Raw genomic sequence first — 20,971 nt, forward strand, 5'->3', positions numbered from 1 at the left:
CGCGTTAGGAGACTGTACGCGAACATAGTGTAATGCTTACGGGAGTCAAGCATGGAGGCCGTACAGCGGACGGTGACCGTCGTGAGGGCGCTCGCATGAGCCGGGGCGCGAGCAGGGCGGTCGTCGGCGTCGCGGCGCTGGAGCGCCAATGGGATAGTCGATCGGATTGCACGGCGGATCGTCGGACAGTTTGCCGGGCGGAGCGAGGAGCGAGGGCACTGGAGCAGGAGCAACAACTGAATGCCTTCCTCGCCGGCGTGGAGCGGCGGGCCCTGCGCATCGCCGAGATCGGCATCGGCGACCGGGACGAGGCCATGGACCTCGTCCAGGACGCTATGATCCGGCTGGTGCGAAAGTACGCCCGACGCCCCGAGTCGGAATGGGCGCCGCTGTTCTTCCGCATCCTGACGAACCGGGTGCGCGACAGCCAGCGCCGCCGGGCCGTGCGCAACCGGGTCATCTCCTGGTTCGGCGGGGACGACGACGACGGCCGCCCCGACCCGGTGGCCGAAGCCCCGGACCGGACCTCCGGAGCGCCCGACGAACAGCTGGAGATGCGCGAGACGTTGGCCGTGCTGGAGACGGCCATCCGGGCGCTGCCGGCGCGGCAGCAGGAGGCATTCATGCTGCGCAACTTCGAGGGTCTGGACGTGGCGGCTACCGCGGCGGCGATGGGCTGCTCCGAGGGCAGCGTGAAGACACATTATTCGCGTGCCGTGCATTCGTTGCGGGCACGCCTGGGCGAGATCTGGAAATGAAACACGGGCGACACGACGACGGTGGTCATGACCATGGTCATGGCGATGGATACGAAGGCGGCGACGGTGCGCTCGAGGAGCGGACCCGGCGCGCGTTCGACGACAGCGTGGAGGCGCTGGATGCAGCGACGCTCTCGCGGCTGAACCGCGCCCGCCAGGCCGCGCTGGCCGGCGCCGGCGGCGGCCGCGTGGCGTCGGGCTGGAGGCCCGTTGCCACCGCGGCGGCGGTGGCGGTATTGGCCGTCGCGTTGTGGCTGGGACAGACACCGCAGGAACCGCTGGCGGAGCGTGAGACGGTCGTTGCGGTGGCGCCGGAGGAGGCGGAGGACCTCGAGATCGTGCTCCAGGACGAGAATCTCGACATGCTGGCCGAGCTCGAATTCTATGACTGGGTGGACTCGGAAGAGGGCTTCCGGGGCGAGCCGGTCGGGAGCGGCAACATTGGCTGACGCGGCAAAGCAACGGAGCCTGGCGGCCGCGGCCTGCGCGCGGCGACGCGGCGGCATTGCGGCAGGTGTGCTACCCATCCTGGCGTCGCTGACCATGGTACCGGTTGCGGCAATGACGCCGGCCCATGCCGGTGAGTCACCGGGCGACGCGGAGCAGCCGCACGACATGGCGTTCATCGAATACCTCGGCAGCTGGGAAGAGGATGACAGTGACTGGATTGCGCTCGCCGGCACGGCGCCGGAGGCATCGGAAGGCCGGCAGCCGTCGGCGGAGCGCGATAAGGGTGAGGAGAATGGGACCGATGAAGACACGTGTTGATAGGGCGACCAAGGCGCAACCGGCAGGCGCGGCGGGCACGGCAGCCGTGCTGCGCGTCCTGCTGCTGGCGGCACTGCTGCTTGCCGGGGCGGCGACGGCGCTGGCACAGGAGCAGCCGGAGGGACCGGCCTGGGATGCGCTCACCGGCGAGCAGCAGCGGGTGCTGGCCCGCTTCGAGGACCGCTGGGAGGAGATGCCCGCGGAGCGGCGGCACAGGCTGGCGAGCGGCACGGAGCGCTGGCTGGACATGAGCCCGGACGAGCGGGAGGCGGCGCGGGAGCGATTCATGCGCTGGCGCGATCTCAGCGAAGAACAGCGGGCACGCATCCGCGAGCGTTACGAGACCTTCCGCGAACTGCCGCCGGAAGAGCGTGAGCGTATCCGCCGCAACTTCGAGCGCTTCCGGGGCCTGCCGGAAGAACGCCGCCAGGAGCTGCGGGAGCGGTGGCGGTCGCTCAGCCCCGAGCAGCGCCAGAACGTCCGTGAGCGCATGCGTGACCGGCGTCCGCCCAGAGGACGATGACAGGGAACAATGACGAGGGACACTGAGGAGGGCCGCTCACCAGACGACGACCGCACCGTCATCCTGCTGTCACACCCCTCAGGTTGCATTTCCCCGGTCTTGGGGCAAACTAAGCCGGCGCCCCCGGGGGGACGTGACACATGCAGGCTATCAGCACAGAGAGTATCTTCCAGCAGGTCCTGCGCACGGACGTGGCAGGCATGCCGCTGGAATGGATCGACTACCGCGAGGCGGTCCGCCTCTATCACACGGGGCAGGTCGCCTATGCCTGCGGCACGCTCCTCTATACGCTCCACGGCGGCTACAACGCGCTGACCGGGCAACGCAGTGCGGTGGACGTGAACTCGATCATCGCCACCCACGGCACCCACCAGAGCCTCGCCGCCAATCGGGAGCATTACGTGCCGCCGCTCAACAACCGCACGCTGTTCCGGCGCGACGCGAACCTGTGTCTGTACTGCGGCCTGGTGTTCCAGACCCGCGAGCTGACCCGCGACCACGTCACGCCCATCTCCCAGGGCGGCAGGGATCTCTGGACCAACGTGGCCACCGCGTGCCGGCGCTGCAACAACCACAAGGGCGGGCGCACGCCGGAGCAGGCGGGCATGCAGCTCATCGCCATCCCCTTCACGCCGAGCTACGCGGAGTACATCTACCTGAAGGGCCGGCGGGTGCTGGCCGACCAGATGGAGTACCTGCTGGCGCACATCCCGCGTTCCAGCCCGCTGCACGCGCGCCTGCGCGACCACCTGCAGGCCAACGCCGCCGGCATGGCGATGCCTGCCTGAGGGCAGCGGCGGGCAAGTGCTCTATCTGATCGACGCCAGCGTCTACGTCTTCCGCGCCTGGTTCTCGCTGCCCGACGACATGGTCGACGGCGACGGCAATCCCGTGAACGCGCTGTTCGGTTTCGCCCGCTTCCTGGCGGACTTCGTGGAGGAGGTGCGGCCCGAGTACATCGCCGTGGCCTTCGACGAGAGTCTCGCCAGCTCCTTCCGCAACGAGATCTATCCCGCCTACAAGGCCAACCGGGATCCCGCGCCGCCGGAACTCGAACGTCAGTTCCGCCAGTGCCGGGCCTTCACCCGGGCGCTCGGGCTCGCCGAGTGCGCGAGCCCGCTGTACGAGGCCGACGACCTTATCGGCGCGCTGGTCGTCGACGGCCGCGCCCGCGGCCTGCCGGCGACCATCGTCAGCCGGGACAAGGACCTGGCCCAGCTCCTGTCGGCGAAGGACACGCTGTGGGACTACGCGGGCCGCCGCCGCCTCGGCTACGAGCAGATACCGGAGGCCTTCGGCGTGTGGCCGGAGCAGATCGCCGACTTCCTGGCGCTGGCGGGTGACGCGGTGGACAACATCCCCGGCGTGCCTGGCGTGGGCAAAAAGACGGCGGCGGCGCTGCTCGGCCACTTCGGCAGCCTGGACGTGATCTATGCCAACCTGGACCGGGTGTGCGACGTACCGGTGCGCGGCGCCGCGAAGCTGGCTGCCCGGCTGCAGGAGCACCGGGCGGCGGCGATGCTCGCTCGGCAGCTCACCGCGATCGCCTGCGATGCGCCGCTCGAGTTCCGCTCCGCCGAAGCGCGCCGGCGCACACCCGACATGGTTGCGCTGCACGGTGTCTGCGACGAGGCCGGTTTCGGCACGGCGCTCAGGCGCCAGTGCGAGCGCATCGCCTCGTTGAACGCCGCCCTCTGAGCCGTGACGGAGTCACTCGCCGACGCCATTGCCGCCGCCTGCGGCATCCGCATCGATGCTGCCAGTCTGCGGCCGCTGGGCGGCGGCAGCATCAACGCGGCGGCCCGGGTGGACAGCGACGCCGGTCCCCTGTTCCTGAAGAGCAACCGGGCCGACGGCTACGAGATGTTCGCCGCCGAGGCCGAGGGCCTGGCCGAACTGGACGCGGCGGGCGCCGTGCGCGTGCCCCGGGTCCACGGGCTGGGCGTCGACGGAGGGCGTGCCTGGCTGCTGCTCGAGTTTCTCGAACTCGGCCCGGCGGATACCGGCTGCCGGCGGCGGCTGGGGACGGCGCTGGCAGCATTGCATCGCCATACCGCCGAGCGCCACGGCTGGCACCGGGACAACACCATCGGCTCCACGCCACAGCCGAACGGGCGGGATGACGACTGGGTACGGTTCCTGGCGGAGAAGCGCATCGGCTTCCAGCTGGGGCTGGCCGAACGCAACGGCTACGGACGCGACCTCGGCGCGGATGGCGAGGCGCTGCTGGCCCGGCTCGCCGACTTCTTCGCCGACTACACGCCGGTGCCATCACTGCTGCACGGCGATCTCTGGGGAGGCAACTTCGCCGCGGCGGATGGCGAGCCGGTGATCTACGACCCGGCGGTCTACTACGGCGACCGGGAGACGGACATCGCCATGACCGAGCTGTTCGGCGGTTTCGGTGCCGAATTCCACGCGGCCTACGGCGCGGCCTGGCCGCTGGACGCCGGCTACGCGGTGCGCCGGGACCTCTATCAGCTCTACCACGTGCTGAACCACCTGAATCTCTTCGGCGGCGGTTATCTCTCCCAGGCCCGCGGGTTGCTCGGTCGCCTGCTCGCCGCCTGAGCCGGCCTTTCCCGGGCCGAGCCGTTCAGCTGGTCCAGTAGTCGGAATCGAGCAGCGCGATGTCGGTTCCTTCCGGCGCCCGGATCGTGCCCCGACTCTCGCCCGGCAGGTCCGGCCCGGCGCCGGGGAAGACGCCCAGCCGGTCCAGTGCCGCCTGCAGCGCCGCGGCATCGGTAATGCGGTAGACGAGCAGGGGCCGTGCGAGCGCGGGCCGCGTGCCCAGCGCCAGCACCAGGCCGTCCACGGCGAGTCGGAAGCGGGGTTCCGGTTCCTCCCGGTGCGCCGCCAGCCGGGGCGCGAGCGGCGCCCAGAAGTGGGCGGCGGCGAGCGCATCGCGCACGGGCAGGGCGAGTTCCAGGCACTCACCCAGCAGCGAGGGAGGGGGCATCTCCGGTGCCGGGGAATAGGTACGCGCCTCCACCAGCATGGCGGCGGTGCCGTCCGGGTCGCGCAGTACGGCACGGTTGAACTCGTCCTCGCCGAGCCGCGTGTCTTCGAACTCGGTGCCGGCATCCTGGAGCGTGAGCACGTATCGGCGCAGCGAAGGTTGCACGAGGGTGACGACCGGGCTTGCGACCGGGCCCTCGTGCAGCCCGATGAACACCGTACCGTCGGTCACCACCGCGTACTTGTGCGGCCAGACCTCGCCGACGGCCAGTTCCGTGAAACCCAGCGTGCGATAGAAATGCAGCGACTCCAGGATGTCCGGCGCAGCGAGGCCGAGCTCCAGGAAGCGTCCGGCCACCGTCAGTCCTCGGCCCCCATCGCCCGGGCCAGCTCGGCGCTCTTGCGCAGGTCGCGGCCGGCGAGTTCGCCTTCGGTCTCCGGCCAGCCGGAAGCGTGGCGGTAGACGAGGTCGGTGAGGCACTCGATGTGGTCGTCCCGGGCATTCAGGCAGGGGATGTAGGAGAGCCTGCCGCCGCCGGCCTCCTCGAACAGTTCCCGGTTCTGCATGGCGATCTCCTCCAGGGTCTCGAGACAGTCCGCCGAGAAGCCGGGGCAGACGACGTCCACGCTCTCGAGCCGCTCCTCGCCCCAGGCCTGCAGGGTCTCGTCGGTATAGGGCCTGAGCCATTCCTCCCGGCCCACCCGGGACTGGAAACTCAGCAGCCACTCGTCCGGCCCGAGGCCGAGCTCCTCGGCCACCAGCCGCGCCGTCTTCTGGGACTGGCAGTGATAGGGGTCGCCACTCAGAAAGTAACGCTGGGGGATGCCGTGGAAGGAGAACAGCAGCCGTTTACCGGCGCCGTGCTCCTCCCGGTGCTCGCGGATGGAGCGCGCCACCGCCTGTATGTAGGCCGGCTCGTCGTGATACTGGTTGATGAAGCGGAACTCGGGTATCCAACGGCGGTTTTGCAGCACCCGGGTGACGCGGTCGAATACGGTGGCGGTGGTGGTGCCCGAGTACTGGGGATACAGTGGCAGAACGATCAGCCGGCGCACGTTCTTCTCCCGCAAGCGCTCCAGGGCGTCCGGGATGCCGGGCGTGCCGTAGGACATGGCGAGTTCCACGGCCAGCTCGCCGTCGATGCGCCCGGAGAGTTTCTCGGCCAGCCCCTTGGCGATGAGCTCGCTGTTCAGCAGCAGCGGCGAGCCCGCCTCGGTCCAGATCTTCTCGTAGGCCTCGGCGGAACGTGCCGGCCGGATCCTCAGGATGACCAGGTTCAGCACCAGCCACCAGAACAGCCGCGGCGCCTCGACCACGCGGGAATCGCCGAGGAACTCGGCGAGGTAACGGCGCACGGCGGAGGTGCTCGGCTCGCCGGGCGTGCCCAGGTTGACGAGCAGCACACCGAGCGCGTCGGGTGTGGCGTGGCGGAATCCGGTCTCGCCCTGGAACTTCGGCATGGCTGCTGGCTGACTACTCTCGAACTGCGTGTGGACGCCCGGCGAACGGGCGGCAAGGCCGGCTAAAGTATCAAGCCCGGGTGCGGGAGGCTATAGTCGGCGCGGTTACTGCCGCTTTGCCGGGGGAGACCAGACCGATGCAAGAGACGCCGCAAGACGACACCACCGGCACCGCGACGGAGCCCCCGGACAGGCTGGAGCTGACCCGCGACGTGCTGGTGTTCCAGGCCAAGCTGGCGATGGACGGCCTGCTCGATTTCCTGCTGATACCCGTCTCCTTCCTGGCGGCCCTGGTCAGCTTCTTCGAGCCGCGCCGGGAGCGCGACGCCTTCTACCGGGTGGTGGCCGCCGGTGCCCGGGCCGACCGCTGGATCAACCTGTTCGGCGCCGGGGAGCGCCACACGCGGACCGCCGACGCCGCTGCCGAAGGGCAGGCCGGCATGGATGTGGTCGTCGCACGCATCGAGGACTACCTGAAGCGCGAATACGAGGAGGGCAGGCTGCCGGGACCGGCGCGGAGCACCATCGACCGGGTCGTCGCCCGCCTGCGCGAGGACAGCGACGGAGGAGCCGATGAAAAAAATACCGGAGGCGATCCGCCGCGCCCGTGAGCAGTGGAGCCACACCGGCCGCGGGCGCCCGCCCGGGGCGCCGGAGCCCGGCCCGGGCCAGGAGTCCGTCTGGGATTACCCGCGGCCGCCGGCGCTGCGGCCCTGCCCACGCCGGGTGCGGGTGGAATTCGGGGGCGTCGTCGTCGCCGACAGTACCGGCGCGATGAAGGTCTGCGAGACGGCGAGCCCGCCCACCTATTATCTGCCGCCGGCAGACGTGCGCGAGGACCTGCTCGTGCCGGTCGGCAAGCGCAGCCTGTGTGAATGGAAGGGCCAGGCCCGTTACTGGTCGCTGGCGGTCGGCGAGCGGGTGGCCGAGGCGGCGGTGTGGGCCTATGCGGACGCCTGGCCCGGCTTCGAGTCCGTTGCCGGCTGGTATGCGTTCATGCCAAGCGCCATGGACGCCTGCTACGTGGGCGATGATCGCGTAACGGCCCAGACCGGCGGCTTCTACGGCGGCTGGATCACCCCGGACATCGTCGGGCCGTTCAAGGGCGAGCCCGGCACCGGACACTGGTAGGCAGGCGAGCGAGGCGAGATGGAGGCATTCCGTATCCGCGTGGCGGACGAGGTCCTGGACGACCTCGGCGAGCGGCTCGGCCGCACTCGCTGGCCGGCCATGATCCCGGGCAGCGGCTGGGACTACGGCACCGATACGGACTACCTGCGCGGCCTGTGCGAGTACTGGCGCGACGGCTACGACTGGCGCGCCGGCGAAGCCGTACTGAACGGCTTCGATCAGCAGATGGTGGACGTGGACGGCCTCGCCATGCACTGCATCCACCAGCGCTCTCCCCATGCAGACGCAATGCCGCTTCTGCTCACCCACGGCTGGCCGGACACGGTCTGGCTGTTCCACCGCATCATCGGGCCCCTGACCCGGCCGGAGGAACACGGCGGCGAGGCGGCCGACGCCTTCCACGTGATCTGCCCGTCCATGCCGGGCTACGGCTGGTCGGAGGCGCCCGCGGAGCCGGGCTGGCACGTCCGCCGCATCGCCGAGGCCGAGGCCGCGCTCATGCGCGAGCTCGGCTACCAGCGCTACGGTGTGCAGGGCGGCGACTGGGGCTCGCTGATCTCGCCGTGGCTGGCGCTCGCGGATCCGGACGGGGTCTGCGGCGTGCACCTGAACATGGTGCCCGCCGCCCCGCCCCGGGACCGGGAGCCCACCGAGGAGGATCTCGCCGCGCTGAAACGGGGCCGCGCCCACCAGCGCTCGGGCATGGGCTATGCGCAGATCCAGGGCACACGGCCGCAGACACTCGGCGTGGCGCTGAACGACTCGCCGGCGGGGCTCGCCGCCTGGATTGTGGAGAAATACCGGGAATGGTCCGACTGCGGCGGCGACCTGGAGAGCGTCTTTCCCCGCGACGTACTGCTCACCGGCATCACGGCCTACTGGGTGACGGGCTCCATCACCTCGTCCATCCGCCTGTACTACGAGTCCATGCGCGCCGGCCTGTTCGGCCCGCCGACGGACTACGTGGCTGCGCCCACCGGCGTCGCCGTGTTCCCGAAGGAGATCTTCTCACCGCCGCGAAGCTGGGCGGAGCAGCACTACAACATCACGCGCTGGACCGAGTATCCGGCCGGCGGTCACTTCGCGGCCCTGGAGCGCCCGGACGACCTGGTAGCCGACATACGCGCCTTCTTCCGCGATCTGCGCCAGCTATCCTAGCGCGACTGGGGCCTAGCCCTCGTCCCGGTTCTTGCGCACCACGTCGCGGCCGCTGATCAGGTCCTCGATGGTGGGCGTCGGGTGATCCGGCCCCATGAGTCCCGCCTGCATACGATCCACGTAGTCGTGGTAGGCGCGCATGGCCTGGCGGCCGAATATCCACATGATGGGCAGGTTCGCCACCAGCATGACGCCGGTGCCCACGCCGGTCAGGTTGTCGAGCTGGGCATCGGTCTTGATGATGCCGAGCGTCGCCACGATGATCAGCGCGCAGAACACCACCTTGTACGCCAGCACGCTTTTCTCGCCGGCGAGATAGACCATGGCCTGCTCACCGTAGTAGCTCCAGGAGATCATGGTGGAGATGGCGAACAGCCACGCTGCCAGGCTGACCAGCCACTTGCCGAGGCCGGGCTGCACCTGGTCGAAGGCCTTGCCGGTGAGTACTGCGGCCATGAAGACCTGGTGGAAGCCGTTGTCGAGGATCTCGGGTTTCGTCGGGCCCTCGTAGGGGTTCCAGTCGATCACGAGGACGCCGCCCCGCTCGACGATGATGCCGGTGATCTCGTGCCGGTCGAAGCCGGTGACCGGGTTCTCGTCGGCGATCACCACCATGGTGACCGCATCGCCGGGCGTGAAGTCGTCGACGGGCGGCTGCCGGCTCTCGAACTCCCACACGTTGCCCGCCCGGGTCACCTCCAGCGGGGTGTCCCAGCTGACGTCCGGGGCCCGGTTCCACACGCCGGTGGAGAGGATGATCAGCGCCGTGAACGTGCACACGACGATGGTGTCGATGAACGGTTCCAGCCCCGCGACGATGCCCTCGCGCACCGGCTCGTCGGTCTTGGCGGCCGAGTGGGCGATGGGCGATGAGCCCTGGCCGGCTTCGTTCGAGAACAGCGCGCGCTTCATGCCGAACAGGAACGCCGCACCCGCGGTGCCGCCGATGAATGCGCCGCTGGCCTCCGTGGGCGCGAAGGCCGACTTCACGATGAGGCTGAACATGGCCGGTATCTCGCCGGCATTGACCACGAGGACGTAGGTGCCGCAGAGGAGATAGAGCACCACCATGAACGGCACCAGCAGGCCGGCCACCCGGCCGATGCGCTTGATGCCGCCGATGATCACCAGCGCGACGATGACCGCGAGGATCACGCCGGTGATCCAGCTGGGCACGCCGAAGTACTCGTAGGTGATCAGGCCCACGTTGAAGGCCTGGAACATGTTGCCGCCGGTGGCGGTGGAGATCAGCAGCGTCACGCAGAAGATGGTGCCGATGGTGCCGCCGAGCCAGGCGAGCTTCGGGTTCATGAGCGCGATGCCCTTGCTCGCCACCCACATCGGCCCGCCGTGGGGATTGTCCTCGTCTTCCGTGTTGCGGTAGAGCATGGACAGCGTGACTTCGGTGAGCTTGATGGCCATGCCGAAGAAGCCGACCACCCACATCCAGAACACCGCGCCCGGCCCGCCCAGGCTGATGGCCAGCGCGACGCCGCCGATGTTGCCGAGGCCTACGGTAGCCGACAGGGCGGCCGACAGGGCCTGAAAGTGGTTGATGGCGCCGGGGTCGTCCGGGTCGTCCCAGGCGCCGCGCACCACGGCGGTGCCGTGGGTCAGCGCACGATACTGGGAGAAGCCGCTCCAGATCGTGAACAGGATGCCGGTACCCAGCAGCGCGAACAGCGTCGTGTCGTGCCACAGGATGCCGTTCAGCGTACTCAACAGGTCGGTGAAGCCGCCCATGTTTTCTCTCTCCCAGTCCGAGTCAGCCGCGGGCGGGCCAGAGCCGGCCGGCCGCTCCCCCCAGGGCGCCGCGCTGCCCCCCGGCCGCGCAATCCTCCGCACCGCTGCGCAAAGAACCGCGGTCGGCGCGCAACAAGCGGCCGACTATAGCAGACGGGCGCTGCCCGGCCCGATCGCCCGGGTTCAGGCGGCTTCGAGAATGGCGGTCACGCCCATGCCGCCCGCGGTGCACACCGAGATCAGACCGCGACCGGAGCCTTTGCTTGCGAGCAGCTTCGCCAGCGTCCCGACGATGCGGGCCCCGGTGGCGGCAAACGGATGGCCGATGGCGATACTGCCGCCCACCACGTTCAGCTTGCTGCGGTCGATGGAGCCCAGCGGTTCGTCCCGACCCAGCCGTTCGCGGCAGAACTCCGTCGACTCCCAGGCCTTCAGCGTCGAGAGCGTCTGCGCCGCGAAGGCCTCGTGGATTTCGTAGAAGTCGAAGTCCTGCAGGCCGAGATCCGCCGCCGCCAGCATCTCCGAGACGGCGTAGGCGGGTGCCATCAGCAGCCCCTCCTTGTCCACGAAATCCACGGCGGCCACCCGGGAGTGGGTGAGCCAGGCCTGCACCGGCAGGCTCCGTTCCCGGGCCCACTCCTCCGAGGCCAGCAGCACGGACGCCGAGCCGTCGGTCAGCGGCGTGCTGTTGCCCGCGGTCATGGTCCCGCTGCCGGAGCGGTCGAAGGCCGGCTTCAGCTTGCCCAGTTTCTCCAGGCTGCTATCCGGGCGGATGTTGTTGTCCCGGTCGAGACCCTGGAACGGCACCACGAGGTCCTGGTAGAAGCCCTGCTCGTAGGCGGCGTGGGCCCGCTGGTGGCTCGCGAGCGCGAGTTCGTCCTGTTCCTCGCGGGTGAGATGCCACTCCTTCGCGGTCAGCTCGGTGCTCTGGCCCATGGAGAGACCGGTGCGCGGCTCCTCCACGCCGGGCAGCTGCGGCTTGAAGTGCCGCGGGCGCAGCCGCAGCCAGGGCTTCAGGCGCGCGCCCAGGGAGCGGCCGCGGAAGCTCTCCAGCAGGATCTGCCGGTACTCGTCCGGATAGACGATGGGTGCGTCGCTCACGGTGTCGACGCCGGCGCCGATGCCCGCCTCGATCTGGCCGAGCGCGATCTTGTTGGCGATCTGCACGCAGCCGGACAGGCTGGTACCGCAGGCGCGCTGCAGGTCGAAGGCCGGGGTCTCCGGTGCGAGTCCCGATCCGAGCACCGACTCCCGGGCCAGGTTGTAGTCACGGGAGTGCTTGATGACTGCGCCCAGTGAGACGTCGCCGAGACGCTGGCCGCCGAGTTCGTAGCGCTCCACGAGCGAGCGCAGCGTGGCCGTCATCATGTCCTGGTTGGAGCAGCGGGCGTAGGCACCGTGGGCCCGGGCGAAGGGGATGCGCACGCCGCCGATGATGGCGGCCCGGCGCGACAGTCCGTCGTTCAGCATGGTTTCCTCCCGTGCCTTTGTCCTGACTGACTCAGACGATACCCCAGCCGATGGTCTGGCGACAGGACGGCTGTGCTACGCTCGCACGCCTCGCCCACGGAATCCCGCCGGAGAGAATTCGGCAGGGAAGTTCGGCCTGGAAAATGAGCCAGGAAAACTCGGCCATGGAGACTCCAGTAGCAGCCCCGGGCCGCCTGCGGGCCGCCGTGCCCGAAGCAGGCAGGCTCATCCGCCTGGCCGGACCGCTGATTGGCAACAACCTCGCCATCGCGGGCATGCAGTTCGCCGACGCCGTCATGGCCGGCCGGCTCGGCTCCCGCGACCTGGCGGCGGTCGCGGTGGGCGGCAGCGTCTGGATGGTGGTGTTCCTGTTCGCCATGGGCACACTCATGGCCATCTCGCCGCTGGTGGCCGAACGCTACGGCGCGGGCAAGTATCGCCTGATCGGCCGTTACGTCCGCCAGGGCCTGACGCTGGCGCTGTTCTTCGGCCTGGGCATCGTCGCGCTGCTGTGGCTGATCGCGCGGCCTGCGCTGGAGCTGATCGGCATCGACCCCGGTTTCCGCAGCCTCACCGGCGACTACGTGGAGGCCATCGCGCTGGGCGCGCCGGGTCTCTGCCTGTACCTGGTGCTGCGCTTCACCTCCGAGGCGATCGGCTGGACCCGCCCCATCATGTACGTCTCGCTGCTGGCGCTGGTGGTGAACGTCATCGGCAACTACGCTCTGATGTGGGGCAACTTCGGCTTCCCGGCCATGGGCGCAAAGGGTTGCGGCCTCGCGAGTGCCATAGCCATGTGGTTTCTCCTCGTGGCGATGGCCGCCCACGTGCTCGTGAGCGAGCGCTATCGGCCGTTCGCCATCTTCGCCAAACTGCCCCGGCCGCGCTGGCGGCTGCAGCGTCAGGTGCTGCGGCTGGGTCTGCCCATCGCCGTGACCATAGTCGCCGAGGCGGGGCTGTTCGCGGCCATCTCGCTGCTGATGGGGACGCTGTCGGCCAACGTCGCCGCCGCCCACCAGATTGCCGTCAACTTCGCCTCCACCATGTTCATGATCCCGCTCGCGCTGAACTCGGCGACCACCGTGCGGGTGGGGCAGGCGCTGGGCCGGCGCGACCTCACGACGGCGCGCTTCCGCGGCTGGGTGGGCATCTGGCTCTGCGGCCTGTGCATGGGCGTCTCGGCGCTCGGCCTGCTGCTGTTCCGGGAATCCGTCGTGGATATCTACACCTCCGATCCGGAGGTCTCCGCCATCGCGGTCACGCTGCTGTTCGTCGCCGCGGTCTTCCAGGTCTCCGACGGGATCCAGGTGGGCGCCGCCGGCGCGCTGCGCGGCTATCAGGACACCCGCATCCCGATGTTCCTGACCACGCTGGCGTACTGGATCATCGCCTTCCCGCTGGCTCTGCTGGCGGCGAAGCGCTACGCCCTGCAGCCGGAGCTGATCTGGGGCGGTTTCGTGGTCGGGCTGACGCTGGCGGCCATCCTGCTGGTCTGGCGCTACAACGTCATCTCGCGCCGCGAGACCTGGCGCCGCGCCTGATTCCCATGTAGGAGGGCCTTCAGGCCCGACCCGGCTTTCTATCGGCGTTGGCCCGCCATCGGGTGGACCAGGGTCGCGCGGACGCTCAGTGTGGGAGGGGCTTCAGCCCCGATCTACGCCTGAGGTGGCCGAGCGCGGATCGGGGCTGAAGCCCCTCCTACACGCCCATCGAGGCTTGCAGCGCGTTCCGGACGACCCCCCAACCCTTACCCACCCGCTGACGGGCCCGTAGCCGAGAGGTCTGGCACCAGTCAGCAGGCGTCACTGACTGGCGGATCCTCTCGGCGACCGCGAGGCGGCCGTCATGCGGGGATATCCATCGCCGCGACCTTTTGTCGGGAGCAAGATGGATACCCCCGCAGGGCGGCCACAAGAGAACGGAGGTCTGGCAGGGCGGGTCGGGCCTGAAGGCCCTCCTACCCGGTGCTCTGGCCGAAGGTGGGAGCGTCGCCTTCCAGGTACTCCTGCTCCTCCGACGTGTTCTCCCGGCCGAGGATGGCGTTGCGGTGGGGGAAGCGGCCGAAGCGCTCGATGATGTCGTGATGCAGTTCCGCGAAGTCGGCAAACGTGCGGAAGGTCTCGCGCAGGGTCGGAGACACCTTGTTCGCCAGCGCCGTGAAGACCATGACCGATTTCTTCTGCACGCGCAGGCTCTCCGCATGCTGCATCGGCATGTACAGGAACACGCGCTCGATGTCCGTGAGCTGCCGGTCGGCCTGCTGCACGATGCCCTCCACGCAGAGCTTCAGGGCGAGCTTGTCGTGGGAGAACGCCCTGGCGGTGTTGCGATAGATGTTGCGGCGGAACTGGTCGATGGCGAGGATGAGCGCCAGCCGGCCGCGGGGTGTGGCGGCCCAGTGCATGAGCTCCATCTCCGACGCCTCGTGTATCTCGTCCGCGAATTCGTGGCGCAGGCGGATATCCAGCTCCGGGTCCTCGCCGAACCACACGTCGAGCCGGGCATCGATCTGGGGCGCCGTGAGTTCTCGCTCCTCGAACCACAGGTCCAGTATCCTGTCGATGCGCTCCTTGTCGTCGCTGGTCGGTTCCATCATCGTGCTCACCCCGAACGCTTTACATAACAGAGAATACTGCATTCCGGCAGCAGCGTGGCCGTCGCGGCTGTGCTCCGCCGCCGTGGTGCTGTGCTGCCTGCTGGCGGTCGCGGCCTGTGGCGGAGAGCCGTCCACCCCGGAGGCCGAGATCCGTGCCCTGATCGAGACGGCCTCGGCTGCCGGCGGAGATGGCGATGTGGGCGCCGTCGCCGACGCGGTGCATGCCGATTACCGGGACATGCGCGGCAACGACCGCGCCGGCATTGTCAGGCTGCTGCGCCTGCAGTTGCTGCGCGGCGGCAGCGTCGTGGTGCTGCCGGACGTCGAGCAGATCGACGTCCACGGCACGGATGCTGCCAGCGTCCGCATGACCGTCCGCTTCGCCGGCGCCGATCTGCGGCGCCTGTCGCTGGACGGTGGCGCGCGCCGGGTCGAACTGGAGCTGGTGCGGGACCCGGACTGGCGGGTCATCTCCGCCCGCTGGGCCCGGGTGGACGAGACGCCGCGCTGAACCGGCCGTGTCGCCCGGCGACCGGCATGTTGCTACAGTGGGCGCCGGCGGGCACTGCTGCCCGCCGCCACAAAGGGGAGAGATCATGAAGAGGAAAACGTTGTTGATGCTGATGGCCGCCGCGCCACTCGCGCTGGCTGCCTGCGGCGGTGGCGACGACGCCGAAGACGCCAGGGACGACGCCGCGGCGGCGATGGAGGAGGCCGCGGAGGAGACCGGGCAGGCCGTCGACGAGACCATGGATGCGGCCCGCGAGAAGGGCGAGCAGATGGTCGAGGACGCGAAGGCCGCCGGCGAGGAGGCGAAGGAAGCCGCGGGCGAGGCCTACGAGGATGCCAAGGCCGCGGGCGAGGAAGCCGTCGAGACGACCAAGGAGAAGACCGGCGAGATGATGGACAAGGCCGGCGACGAACTCGAGAAGGCCGAAGAATCCATGAATTGAGGGCACGCCTCCGCCTCATGCCGGCCGGCGATGCTGCGCCCGGACGGTCCCCAGGGATGAAGAGAACCCGTTCATGTTGAGACACGGGCTGCGCTTGACACCGGGGCTGTGCCAGGCGGCAGGCATCCTCGTGGTGGCCACCTGCCTGACGACGGGTGGCTGCGCCACGAGTCGTTTCGACGCCGAGCCGCCGACGGTGCGCCTGGACCATGTACGGCTGCTGGATGCGGACTGGTCCGGCCAGAGCTTCGTGCTGGTGTTCGCTGCGGAGAACCCGAACGGCTTCCCGTTGCCGGTGCGCTCGGTGGATTATGCCGTGCAGCTGGCGGGCCAGCGCTTCGCCACCGGCTCGGCCACCGAAGGCTTCACCCTGCCGGCCCGCGGCGCCGGCAAGTTCAGCATCGAGGTCCACACGGACCTGCTCGGCAGCGCCAGCATGCTCTCGGCACTGATCTTCCGCGAGGGACGGCGGGAGATCGACTACGAGCTGGCGGGCGAACTCGGCCTGGACATCCCGTTTGCCAGGCCGCTGCGGTTCCGGGAGAGCGGCCGGGTGGACCTGGCGCGCCAGTGAGTCGCAAAGCGGACAATTTGCGCTATCGGCCGTGCCATTGGTTGCGCGCGTAACCGATGGCCCCCTGGCTTTCTGACCGGCAGGGAAAGCAACGTCGGCCGCGAACCGCTATAATACGGGGTTGTCCGGGCACGGCTATTCGCCAGTAAAGTATTGATTCCCCGTGCCTGCCCATGGTGGTGTCCCGTGGTCGAACCGGCGTCCGCATTGCCGATTGACCGTCACCTCTCCGCCTGATGTAAATTAGTCGACTTCGACTGTCGAGATTGTCGATTCAGGGGCGTGACCCGGTCGCGGCGCCGGGACCGTCCGGCGCGGAACCGAGCCCCTACCACCAGAAACCCGGTCCGGAGCGCATCTACCACGGTGCCGGCTCCGGCCCCTTGCGCCAGGTGTAGCCATGACCAAGCCGACCGAAGGATCGCTCTACGATCCCGCCTTCGAGCGGGACAGCTGCGGATTCGGCCTCATCGCCAATCTCGACGACGAGCCGAGCGCCTGGGTCGTGGAGACTGCCGTCGGGGCGCTCAAGCGCCTCACCCACCGCGGCGCCGTGGCGGCGGACGGCAAGACCGGCGACGGCTGCGGCCTGTTGCTGAAGACGCCGGACCGGTTCCTGCGGGGCGTCGCCGCCGACGCCGGCATCGAGCTGTCCCCGCGTTATGCCGCAGGCACGGTCTTCCTGCACCGCGATGCCGATCTGCGCGAGCGCGGCCGGCGCCGGCTGCAAGAGGAACTGACGCGGGCCGGCCTGGAGCCCGCCGGCTGGCGCGACGTGCCGGTGGACACCTCCGTCTGTGGCGACGAAGCGCTGCGCACCCTGCCGCACATCGCCCAGCTGTTCGTCAACGCGCCCGCCGGCATGGCGCGGGCGGCGTTCAACCGCAAGCTGTTCATCGCCCGGCGGCGGGCGGAGAACGCGCTCGCCGACACCGACGACTGTTTCTACGTGGCGAGCCTCTGCGCCAACACCATTTCCTACAAGGGCATGGTGATGCCGGCGGCGCTGCCGGTGTTCTTCCCGGACCTGCGCGACCCCCGCATGGAGACCTCGGTGGCGGTATTCCACCAGCGCTTCTCCACCAACACCTGGCCCCAGTGGCGCCTCGCGCAGCCGTTCCGCCTGCTCGCCCACAATGGCGAGATCAACACCATCCGCGGCAATCGCAACTGGGCGCGTGCGCGGGCGGCCAACTTTACCTCCGAGAAGCTTCCCGACGTCTCCGACCTGATGCCGCTGGTCTCGCTGTCCGGCTCGGATTCTTCCAGCCTGGACAACATGCTGGAGGTGCTGCTGGCCGGCGGTATGGACGTGCTGCAGGCCATGCGCATCCTCATCCCGCCCGCCTGGCAGGGCATGGACGACATGGACCCGGACGTGCAGGCCTTCTACGAGTTCTTCGGCTGCCACATGGAAGCTTGGGACGGGCCGGCCGGTATCGTGCTGACCGACGGGCGCTATGCGGCCTGCACGCTGGACCGCAACGGACTCAGGCCGGCCCGCTACGTGCTCACCCGCGACCGCCACCTCACCGTTGCATCCGAGGTGGGCGTGTACGAATACGACGCGGCGAACGTGGTCAGGAAGGGCCGACTCGGTCCCGGCGAGATGCTGGCGGTGGACCTCGAGACCGGCGAGCTGCTCGACACCCACCGCATCCACGACATGCTGAAGAGCCGCGCACCCTACAAGCGCTGGCTGAAGCAGGGCGTGCGCTACCTGGACTCCGAGCTGGTGGACGTGCACATGGCGGCGGAGCCGTTCGACACCCGTACGCTGGCCCGCTACCAGAAGATGTTCAACCTCACCGCCGAGGAGCGGAACGAGGTCATCCGTGTGCTGGCCGAGGCCCAGGCGGAGGCGGTGGGCTCCATGGGCGACGACACGCCCATGCCCGTGCTGTCCCGGCAGGTGCGGCCGCTGTTCGATTTCTTCCGCCAGCAGTTCGCCCAGGTGACCAATCCGCCCATCGATTCCCTGCGCGAGCGCATCGTGATGTCGCTGCAGACGAACATCGGCCGGGAGTGCAACCTGTTCGAGCTCGGCCCCGACCACGGCCGCCAGGTCATCATGAACTCGCCGGTGCTGTCCCAGCGCAAGCTGCGCCAGCTCGTGAGCGAGGACATGTTCGCCGACTCCACCGAGTTCATCGACCTGAACTACCCCCAGGAGACACCGCTGTCCGAGGCGCTGGACGACATCTGCGCCCGGGCGGCCGACGCCGTGCGCCGCGGCAAGCTGCTGGTGATGCTGTCGGACCGCTACATCCAGCGCGACCACATGCCGGTGCACTCGCTGCTGGCCACCGGCGCGGTTCACCATCACCTGGTGCGCCTGGGGCTGCGCTGCGACTGCAACATCATCGTCGAGACCGGCTACGCCCGTGATCCGCATCACTTCGCCTGCCTCATCGGTTACGGTGCGACGGCGGTCTATCCCTATCTCGCCTACCAGTGCCTGCACGACATGGTGCGCCGGGGCCACGTGGACACCCGCCGCGAGAGTGCTCAGCAGCTCGGCCGCAGCTACCGGCGCGGCATCCGCAAGGGCCTGTTCAAGATCATGTCGAAGATGGGCATCTCGGCCATCTCGAGTTACCGGGGCGCTCAGCTGTTCGAGATCGTGGGTCTCGGCGACGACGTCGTGGAGCGCTGCTTCCGCGGCACGGTCAGCCGCGTGCAGGGCGCGAACTTCGCGGATCTGCACGAGGATCAGACCCGCCTCACCGAACTCGCTTTCAACGACCTCGCCCCGGTGAATCAGGGCGGCCTGCTGCGTTACGTGCATGGCGGCGAGTACCACGCCTACAACCCGGATGTGGTGGCCACGCTGCAGGCGGCCGTACGCACCGGCGACTACGAGCGCTACCGCAGGTATGCCCGCCTGGTGAACGAGCGGCCGGCGGCGGCATTCCGCGATCTCATGCGACTGAAGGCGACGGACAATCCGCTGAACGTGGACGAGGTGGAGCCGGAGGAGAAGATCCTGCCCCGCTTCGACAGCGCCGGCATGTCCCTCGGCGCGCTGTCGCCGGAGGCGCACGAGGCGCTTGCCATCGCGATGAACCGGCTCGGCGCCCGCTCGAACTCGGGCGAGGGCGGCGAGGACCCGGACCGCTACGGCACCGAGCGCATGTCCAAGATCAAGCAGGTGGCCTCGGGTCGCTTCGGCGTCACCGCGGAGTACCTGGTGAATGCCGAGGTGCTGCAGATCAAGATCGCCCAGGGCGCCAAGCCCGGCGAGGGCGGCCAGCTGCCCGGCCACAAGGTGAACGAGATGATCGCGCGGCTGCGCTACGCCAAGCCCGGCGTCGGTCTCATCTCGCCGCCGCCGCATCACGACATCTACTCCATCGAGGACCTGGCCCAGCTCATCTTCGACCTGAAGCAGGTGAACCCGCAGGCGCTGGTCTCCGTGAAGCTGGTGTCCGAGCCCGGCGTCGGCACGGTCGCCGCGGGCGTGGCCAAGGCCTATGCGGACCTGATCACCATCTCGGGCTACGACGGCGGCACCGGCGCCAGCCCGCTGACTTCCGTTAAATATGCGGGTAGCCCCTGGGAGCTCGGACTGTCCGAAACCCACCAGGTGCTGCGCGCCAACGACCTGCGTCACCGGGTGCGGCTGCAGACCGACGGCGGGCTGAAGACCGGTCTGGACGTGGTGAAGGCCGCCATCCTCGGCGCCGAAAGCTTCGGCTTCGGCACCGCGCCGATGGTGGCGCTGGGCTGCAAGTACCTGCGGGTCTGTCACCTGAACAACTGCGCCACCGGCGTGGCCACCCAGAACGAGACGCTGCGCTCGAAATACTTCATCGGTCTGCCCGAGATGGTCGAGAACTTCTTCCGCTTCGTCGCTCAGGAGACCCGGGAGGTGCTGGCCTCCATCGGTGCCCGCAGCCTGGACGAGGTGATCGGGCGCACGGAATTGCTGGAGCTGCTGCCGGGCGAGACGCCCCGCCAGCGCCGCCTCGACCTCTCCCCTATCCTCTCCGACGCCGGTCTGGCCGAGGACAAGCCGCGCTTCTGCATCGACCCGCGCAACGAGCCCTTCGACAAGGGCGAGCTGGCCGAGCAGATGGTGGCCGACGTGCTGCCGGCCATTGAGTCGCTCTCCGGCGGCACGTTCCGCTACGAGATACGCAACTTCAACCGCTCCATCGGCGCGCGGCTCGCCGGCGAGATCGCGCGGCGACACGGCAACCTGGGCATGGTGGATGCGCCCATCGAGATCGAGCTGGAGGGCACCGCGGGCCAGAGCTTCGGCTGCTGGAACGTGGCGGGCCTGAATCTCACGCTGCAGGGCGACGCCAACGACTACGTGGGCAAGGGTATGACCGGCGGGCGCATCGTGCTGCGGCCGGCTCCGGGCGCCGGCTTCGTCGCGCGCGATACCGTGATCATCGGCAACACCTGCCTGTACGGCGCCACCGGCGGTGGCCTGTACGCCGCCGGCGTCGCGGGCGAGCGTTTCGCGGTGCGCAACTCCGGCGCCACTGCCATCGTGGAGGGCTCCGGCGACCATTGCTGCGAGTACATGACCGGCGGCGTCGTCGTGGTGCTCGGGCGCACGGGCGTGAACTTCGGTGCCGGCATGACCGGCGGCTTCGCCTACGTGCTGGACGAGGAACGGGACTTCGTGGACCGCTACAACCACGAGCTGATCGACATCCATCGCATCACGCCGGAGAGCATGGAGGCGCACCTGCATCATCTGCGCGAACTCATCGAGCGGCACGTCCGCTACACGGGCAGCGAGTGGGGCCAGGAGCTGCTGGAGGACTTCCGCACCTGGCTGCCGAAGTTCTGGGTGGTGAAGCCGAAGGCCGCCGAGCTCGGCTCGCTGATCGAATCGCTGCGCGAGGCGGCCTGAGGGAAGGG

The 20,971-nt window shown here is 69.1% G+C and carries 20 protein-coding genes; 15 read left to right on the top strand and 5 right to left on the bottom strand.

Features of this window, described 5'->3' with window-relative positions; genetic code table 11:
- The first annotated feature begins 95 nt into the window (after window positions 1-95).
- From ACJMKX_RS12240 to ACJMKX_RS12270, 7 genes are all read left to right on the top strand, one after another.
- Complete coding sequence (locus ACJMKX_RS12240) at window positions 96-758, top strand: RNA polymerase sigma factor (RefSeq protein ID WP_405225630.1); 663 nt, start codon at window positions 96-98, stop codon at window positions 756-758.
- Entirely contained in the window at window positions 755-1,207 is a 453-nt protein-coding gene (locus tag ACJMKX_RS12245) for a hypothetical protein (protein ID WP_405225633.1), read from the top strand. Before ACJMKX_RS12240 ends, ACJMKX_RS12245 begins: the two co-directional genes overlap by 4 nt.
- Complete coding sequence (locus tag ACJMKX_RS12250) at window positions 1,200-1,526, top strand: hypothetical protein (protein WP_405225636.1); 327 nt, start codon at window positions 1,200-1,202, stop codon at window positions 1,524-1,526. Before ACJMKX_RS12245 ends, ACJMKX_RS12250 begins: the two co-directional genes overlap by 8 nt.
- A complete protein-coding gene (locus ACJMKX_RS12255; RefSeq protein WP_405225639.1) occupies window positions 1,510-2,049 on the top strand; it encodes a DUF3106 domain-containing protein in 540 nt (179 codons plus the stop codon). Before ACJMKX_RS12250 ends, ACJMKX_RS12255 begins: the two co-directional genes overlap by 17 nt.
- A 140-nt stretch (window positions 2,050-2,189) precedes the next feature.
- On the top strand, window positions 2,190-2,837 hold the full coding sequence (locus tag ACJMKX_RS12260; protein WP_405225642.1) for an HNH endonuclease: 648 nt from the start codon (window positions 2,190-2,192) through the stop codon (window positions 2,835-2,837).
- Between the two features lie 16 nt (window positions 2,838-2,853).
- Window positions 2,854-3,747, top strand: coding sequence for a 5'-3' exonuclease (locus ACJMKX_RS12265; RefSeq protein ID WP_405225645.1), 894 nt, complete (start codon window positions 2,854-2,856; stop codon window positions 3,745-3,747).
- A gap of 3 nt (window positions 3,748-3,750) precedes the next feature.
- Complete coding sequence (locus ACJMKX_RS12270) at window positions 3,751-4,620, top strand: fructosamine kinase family protein (RefSeq protein WP_405225648.1); 870 nt, start codon at window positions 3,751-3,753, stop codon at window positions 4,618-4,620.
- A gap of 25 nt (window positions 4,621-4,645) precedes the next feature.
- Here ACJMKX_RS12270 and ACJMKX_RS12275 read toward each other — a convergent pair whose 3' ends face one another.
- Window positions 4,646-5,365, bottom strand: a complete 720-nt coding sequence (locus tag ACJMKX_RS12275) for a VOC family protein (protein ID WP_405225651.1) — start codon at window positions 5,363-5,365, stop codon at window positions 4,646-4,648.
- 2 nt (window positions 5,366-5,367) lie between these two features.
- Entirely contained in the window at window positions 5,368-6,468 is a 1,101-nt protein-coding gene (gene hemH, locus ACJMKX_RS12280) for a ferrochelatase (RefSeq protein ID WP_405225654.1), read from the bottom strand.
- Between the two features lie 137 nt (window positions 6,469-6,605).
- Between hemH and ACJMKX_RS12285 the strand changes: the two genes are divergently transcribed.
- From ACJMKX_RS12285 to ACJMKX_RS12295, 3 genes are read left to right on the top strand one after another with little or no spacing between them, the layout of a single operon-like run.
- Window positions 6,606-7,079 carry a hypothetical protein gene (locus tag ACJMKX_RS12285; protein ID WP_405225657.1) on the top strand — a complete coding sequence of 158 codons (474 nt, stop codon included), beginning with the start codon at window positions 6,606-6,608 and terminating at the stop codon, window positions 7,077-7,079.
- Window positions 7,042-7,599, top strand: coding sequence for a DUF427 domain-containing protein (locus tag ACJMKX_RS12290; RefSeq protein ID WP_405225659.1), 558 nt, complete (start codon window positions 7,042-7,044; stop codon window positions 7,597-7,599). The genes ACJMKX_RS12285 and ACJMKX_RS12290 overlap by 38 nt, the downstream gene beginning before the upstream one ends.
- An 18-nt stretch (window positions 7,600-7,617) precedes the next feature.
- On the top strand, window positions 7,618-8,757 hold the full coding sequence (locus ACJMKX_RS12295) for an epoxide hydrolase family protein (RefSeq protein ID WP_405225662.1): 1,140 nt from the start codon (window positions 7,618-7,620) through the stop codon (window positions 8,755-8,757).
- Window positions 8,758-8,769: 12 nt separating this feature from the next.
- On the opposite strand, the gene ACJMKX_RS12300 is transcribed toward ACJMKX_RS12295, so the two are convergent.
- Together ACJMKX_RS12300 and ACJMKX_RS12305 are read right to left on the bottom strand one after the other, a co-directional pair.
- Window positions 8,770-10,500: an alanine/glycine:cation symporter family protein gene (locus ACJMKX_RS12300; RefSeq protein WP_405225665.1), complete on the bottom strand. Its 1,731-nt coding sequence runs from the start codon at window positions 10,498-10,500 to the stop codon at window positions 8,770-8,772.
- Between the two features lie 183 nt (window positions 10,501-10,683).
- A complete protein-coding gene (locus ACJMKX_RS12305; RefSeq protein ID WP_405225668.1) occupies window positions 10,684-11,970 on the bottom strand; it encodes an acetyl-CoA C-acetyltransferase in 1,287 nt (428 codons plus the stop codon).
- A gap of 164 nt (window positions 11,971-12,134) precedes the next feature.
- Between ACJMKX_RS12305 and ACJMKX_RS12310 the strand changes: the two genes are divergently transcribed.
- Window positions 12,135-13,511 carry an MATE family efflux transporter gene (locus ACJMKX_RS12310; RefSeq protein WP_405225670.1) on the top strand — a complete coding sequence of 459 codons (1,377 nt, stop codon included), beginning with the start codon at window positions 12,135-12,137 and terminating at the stop codon, window positions 13,509-13,511.
- Between the two features lie 416 nt (window positions 13,512-13,927).
- On the opposite strand, the gene ACJMKX_RS12315 is transcribed toward ACJMKX_RS12310, so the two are convergent.
- The gene (locus tag ACJMKX_RS12315; RefSeq protein ID WP_405225673.1) at window positions 13,928-14,566 is read right to left on the bottom strand and encodes a DUF924 family protein; all 639 of its coding nucleotides are present in this window, start codon (window positions 14,564-14,566) and stop codon (window positions 13,928-13,930) included.
- On the opposite strand from ACJMKX_RS12315, the gene ACJMKX_RS12320 reads away from it, so the two are divergent.
- From ACJMKX_RS12320 to gltB, 4 genes are all read left to right on the top strand, one after another.
- Window positions 14,532-15,077, top strand: a complete 546-nt coding sequence (locus tag ACJMKX_RS12320; RefSeq protein ID WP_405225676.1) for a hypothetical protein — start codon at window positions 14,532-14,534, stop codon at window positions 15,075-15,077. The genes ACJMKX_RS12315 and ACJMKX_RS12320 overlap by 35 nt on opposite strands.
- 85 nt (window positions 15,078-15,162) lie before the next feature.
- Window positions 15,163-15,519 (top strand): hypothetical protein, encoded by a 357-nt coding sequence (locus ACJMKX_RS12325; protein ID WP_405225679.1) that lies wholly within the window; start codon window positions 15,163-15,165, stop codon window positions 15,517-15,519.
- A gap of 73 nt (window positions 15,520-15,592) precedes the next feature.
- On the top strand, window positions 15,593-16,093 hold the full coding sequence (locus ACJMKX_RS12330; RefSeq protein WP_405225682.1) for an LEA type 2 family protein: 501 nt from the start codon (window positions 15,593-15,595) through the stop codon (window positions 16,091-16,093).
- Between the two features lie 400 nt (window positions 16,094-16,493).
- A complete protein-coding gene (gene gltB / locus ACJMKX_RS12335) occupies window positions 16,494-20,963 on the top strand; it encodes a glutamate synthase large subunit (RefSeq protein ID WP_405225685.1) in 4,470 nt (1,489 codons plus the stop codon).
- The last annotated feature ends 8 nt before the right edge of the window (window positions 20,964-20,971 follow it).

Source organism: Lentisalinibacter sediminis, assembly GCF_040706615.1.
GTDB lineage: Bacteria > Pseudomonadota > Gammaproteobacteria > Steroidobacterales > Woeseiaceae > Lentisalinibacter > Lentisalinibacter sediminis.

Excerpts from the sequence above, each read along its gene's own strand:
- ACJMKX_RS12240 (WP_405225630.1), top strand. The coding sequence starts at position 96 with ATGAGCCGGGGCGCGAGCAGGGCGGTCGTCGGCGTCGCGGCGCTGGAG.
- ACJMKX_RS12245 (WP_405225633.1), top strand. The coding sequence starts at position 755 with ATGAAACACGGGCGACACGACGACGGTGGTCATGACCATGGTCATGGC.
- ACJMKX_RS12255 (WP_405225639.1), top strand. The coding sequence starts at position 1,510 with ATGAAGACACGTGTTGATAGGGCGACCAAGGCGCAACCGGCAGGCGCG.
- ACJMKX_RS12260 (WP_405225642.1), top strand. The coding sequence starts at position 2,190 with ATGCAGGCTATCAGCACAGAGAGTATCTTCCAGCAGGTCCTGCGCACG.
- hemH (WP_405225654.1), bottom strand. The coding sequence starts at position 6,468 with ATGCCGAAGTTCCAGGGCGAGACCGGATTCCGCCACGCCACACCCGAC.
- ACJMKX_RS12285 (WP_405225657.1), top strand. The coding sequence starts at position 6,606 with ATGCAAGAGACGCCGCAAGACGACACCACCGGCACCGCGACGGAGCCC.
- ACJMKX_RS12290 (WP_405225659.1), top strand. The coding sequence starts at position 7,042 with ATGAAAAAAATACCGGAGGCGATCCGCCGCGCCCGTGAGCAGTGGAGC.
- ACJMKX_RS12295 (WP_405225662.1), top strand. The coding sequence starts at position 7,618 with ATGGAGGCATTCCGTATCCGCGTGGCGGACGAGGTCCTGGACGACCTC.
- ACJMKX_RS12300 (WP_405225665.1), bottom strand. The coding sequence starts at position 10,500 with ATGGGCGGCTTCACCGACCTGTTGAGTACGCTGAACGGCATCCTGTGG.
- ACJMKX_RS12305 (WP_405225668.1), bottom strand. The coding sequence starts at position 11,970 with ATGCTGAACGACGGACTGTCGCGCCGGGCCGCCATCATCGGCGGCGTG.
- ACJMKX_RS12310 (WP_405225670.1), top strand. The coding sequence starts at position 12,135 with ATGGAGACTCCAGTAGCAGCCCCGGGCCGCCTGCGGGCCGCCGTGCCC.
- ACJMKX_RS12320 (WP_405225676.1), top strand. The coding sequence starts at position 14,532 with ATGCGCTCCTTGTCGTCGCTGGTCGGTTCCATCATCGTGCTCACCCCG.
- ACJMKX_RS12315 (WP_405225673.1), bottom strand. The coding sequence starts at position 14,566 with ATGATGGAACCGACCAGCGACGACAAGGAGCGCATCGACAGGATACTG.
- ACJMKX_RS12325 (WP_405225679.1), top strand. The coding sequence starts at position 15,163 with ATGAAGAGGAAAACGTTGTTGATGCTGATGGCCGCCGCGCCACTCGCG.
- ACJMKX_RS12330 (WP_405225682.1), top strand. The coding sequence starts at position 15,593 with ATGTTGAGACACGGGCTGCGCTTGACACCGGGGCTGTGCCAGGCGGCA.
- gltB (WP_405225685.1), top strand. The coding sequence starts at position 16,494 with ATGACCAAGCCGACCGAAGGATCGCTCTACGATCCCGCCTTCGAGCGG.